Consider the following 2,783-nt stretch of genomic DNA (forward strand, 5'->3'; position numbering starts at 1 on the left):
ACTCGTTCGGTTATCTCTACGGCACACCGGGCTACCAGGCACCCGACATCGTCCGGACCGGACCGACCGTAGCCACCGACATCTACACGGTGGGCCGTACGTTGGCCGCGCTGACGCTGAACCTGCGCACCCGCAACGGCCGCTACGTCGACGGCCTACCCGACGACGACCCCACCCTGAAGACCTACGACTCATACGCCCGGTTGCTGCGGCGGGCCATCGATCCCGACCCGCGGCGGCGCTTCACCTCCGCCGAGGAGATGGCCGGGCAGCTGACGGGGGTGCTGCGCGAGGTGGTGGCAGCCGACACCGGGGTGCCTCGGCCCGGACTGTCCACGGTCTTCACCCGCTCCCGCTCCACGTTCGGGGTGGACCTGCTGGTCGCGCACACCGACGTCTACCAAGACGGTCAGGTGCATTCGCAGAAGTTGACCGCCACCGAGATCGTCGGTGCGTTGCAGGTGCCGCTGGTCGACCCGGACGACGTCGCCGCGCCGGTGCTGTCCGCGACGGAGCTGTCCGAGCCGGTGCAGACACTGGATTCGCTGCGTGCCGTCCGCCACGGTGCACTCGACACCGAGGGCGTCGACTTGCACCAGTCGATCGAGTTGCCGTTGACAGAGGTGCGTGCACTGCTGGACCTCGGCAACGTGACCAAAGCCACCCAAAAGCTGGACGATCTTGCCGAGCAGGTCGGCTGGCGGTGGCGGCTGGTGTGGTTCCGCGGCGTCGCCGAACTGCTCACGGCCGACTACGAGTCGGCCCGCAAGCACTTCACCGAGGTGCTGGACATGTTCCCCGGTGAGCTGGCCCCCAAGATGGCTTTGGCCGCCACCGCTGAGCTGGCCGGCGCCGCCGACGAACGTCGGTTTTATCAGACCGTGTGGAACACCGACAACGGTGTGATCTCGGCGGCCTTCGGCCTGGCCCGGGCCTTGTCGGTGGCAGGGGACCGAGACGCGGCGGTGCGCACGCTCGACGACGTGCCAGCCACCTCACGGCATTTCACCACCGCGCGGCTGACCAGCGCGGTGACGCTGATGTCCGGGCATTCGGCGAGCGAGATCACCGAGGAGCAGATCCGCGACGCCGCACGCCGGGTGGAAGCACTGCCGGAGACCGAGCCGCGGGTGCTGCAGATCCGCGCGCTGGTGTTGGGCGCCGCGCTGGACTGGCTGACCGAAAATGAGGCCAGCACCAACCACATCCTCGGCTTCCCGTTCACCGAGCATGGGCTGCGGCTCGGTGTCGAGGCGGCGCTGCGCGGCCTGGCCCGGCTGGCGCCCACCCAGGCGCACCGCTACGCTCTGGTCGACATGGCCAATGCGGTGCGGCCCACATCGGCGTTCTAGCGTGCGCGGGTGGTCGACCGTTCAGAAGCGCGTCGACCTTGGCTAGGGCGTGCTTAGTTGCGTGGAAACCGGGCGGGACCGATCCAGATCAGCATCGGTTCACCGCGGTCGTCCTCCTGCCACAGGATCTGCAAGTCCCCGCTGTCGTGGCGGACGTCGACGAGCCACAGCGGCGGTGGCGAAATGACGGCGCGGATGCAGCGGGGCCGGGCCTGCCGCGAATTCGGCATGGTCTCGATGATGTCCAAGGCGGCGTCGAGAGCCGGCAAAGCGGGGGCATGTGTGGCCGCCAATTGGTCGTAGAACCGTGATGGTTGATCGTTTATCCAGTTCAGGGCCATAAGAAACCGTATCACGGCAATGCGATAATCACGGAGTTGTACCAACTGTTACATTGACGCGCTTGGGTGTACAGTTGGCGGTATGTCTCGGAAGCCACTTTTGCTGGAAGTCGATGCTCGCCGCCGCCTCAACCTCAGCAAAGTCGGGCAACACGACCGCTACACCGCTGTCGAATACGACGACGGCACTATCGTCTTGTCGCCCGCGCTGATCCTGAACCCAGCCGAGTTGCACTACCTCACCGACACCGACATCCAGGCGCTCGTTGCCACCGCCCGATCCAACTCCGGCCAACACCGCGGCAAAACCCGGACCTGATGCCCGGGCTGCCAGCCGAGCCGGCAAGTTCTCTCTTGCGAAGCGTGCACGGCGCTGCTGCCGGCGTACCACCCAACTGATCAGCTCCGGTAGACATCGCGCCGGTGGTAGACGTCGAGGACATAGACCACCTGTTCGGCCTCGTCGATGCGATATCGAACCCGGTACTCACCTCGTCGGGCCCGCCAGTGACCGACGAAAGGCGCCCGCAGCGCAGCGCCGACGCGCTGTGGGTTTTCGGCCAACGGGCCGAAGATGAACTCGACGCAGGCCGTCGCGACCGATTCCGGGAGATGTTCAGGCAGTTGTCGCGCGGCCGTGCGGGTTACGACGACCCGAAAGCTCACTCACCGGCTCCGGGTCTCCGCGCTGCGAGCAGGTCGCGCACCTCGCTGTCGTCCAGGACCTCCCCGCGCTCGATGTCCCGCTCCGCGGCGGCGACGCGAGACTGCGCATCCGGATCGCTCAGCAATTCCAGGGTGGCCTCGATCGATTCGAGGTCCTCCGCGGCCAGCATGACCACATAGCTGCGACCGTTCTTCGTGATCTGCACACGTTCGTGCGTGGTGGCGACCTCCTCGGCAATCTCCGAGAGATGCGCTTTAACTTCGGACAGCGGACGCGTCAACATAGACCATGATTCTAGTCTGTCGATGTGGGCCCGCTACCATCGGAGTATGCGAAAGCATGTTCGATGTTGATGGGTCGCCGCAGGTCGCCGTGGCATTCGCCGGTGCTGACGACGCTGCTGTGGTGGGTGCCATCAGCGCC

General features: G+C 66.2%; 5 protein-coding genes. 2 read left to right on the top strand and 3 right to left on the bottom strand.

Annotated features, from left to right (window positions below; translation table 11 throughout):
• Positions 1-1,352, top strand: a 1,352-nt coding sequence (locus AC2VON_RS09880; RefSeq protein WP_486952793.1) for a tetratricopeptide repeat protein, incomplete at its 5' end; no start/stop codon positions are given.
• A gap of 53 nt (positions 1,353-1,405) precedes the next feature.
• Here the strand turns inward: AC2VON_RS09880 and AC2VON_RS09885 are convergent.
• Positions 1,406-1,693: a hypothetical protein gene (locus tag AC2VON_RS09885; protein ID WP_486952794.1), complete on the bottom strand. Its 288-nt coding sequence runs from the start codon at positions 1,691-1,693 to the stop codon at positions 1,406-1,408.
• Positions 1,694-1,775: 82 nt separating this feature from the next.
• On the opposite strand from AC2VON_RS09885, the gene AC2VON_RS09890 reads away from it, so the two are divergent.
• Positions 1,776-2,012: a hypothetical protein gene (locus tag AC2VON_RS09890; protein ID WP_486952795.1), complete on the top strand. Its 237-nt coding sequence runs from the start codon at positions 1,776-1,778 to the stop codon at positions 2,010-2,012.
• Between the two features lie 80 nt (positions 2,013-2,092).
• Here the strand turns inward: AC2VON_RS09890 and AC2VON_RS09895 are convergent, their stop codons facing one another.
• Together AC2VON_RS09895 and AC2VON_RS09900 are read right to left on the bottom strand one after the other, a co-directional pair.
• Positions 2,093-2,359, bottom strand: coding sequence for a type II toxin-antitoxin system RelE family toxin (locus tag AC2VON_RS09895; protein ID WP_486952796.1), 267 nt, complete (start codon positions 2,357-2,359; stop codon positions 2,093-2,095).
• Complete coding sequence (locus tag AC2VON_RS09900) at positions 2,356-2,643, bottom strand: type II toxin-antitoxin system Phd/YefM family antitoxin (protein ID WP_486952797.1); 288 nt, start codon at positions 2,641-2,643, stop codon at positions 2,356-2,358. The genes AC2VON_RS09895 and AC2VON_RS09900 overlap by 4 nt, the downstream gene beginning before the upstream one ends.
• Positions 2,644-2,783: the final 140 nt, after the last annotated feature.

The organism is Mycobacterium sp. TH-M82, from assembly GCF_057473605.1.

Coding starts and splice junctions, on each gene's coding strand:
- AC2VON_RS09885 (WP_486952794.1), bottom strand. CDS start 1,693: ATGGCCCTGAACTGGATAAACGATCAACCATCACGGTTCTACGACCAA.
- AC2VON_RS09890 (WP_486952795.1), top strand. CDS start 1,776: ATGTCTCGGAAGCCACTTTTGCTGGAAGTCGATGCTCGCCGCCGCCTC.
- AC2VON_RS09900 (WP_486952797.1), bottom strand. CDS start 2,643: ATGTTGACGCGTCCGCTGTCCGAAGTTAAAGCGCATCTCTCGGAGATT.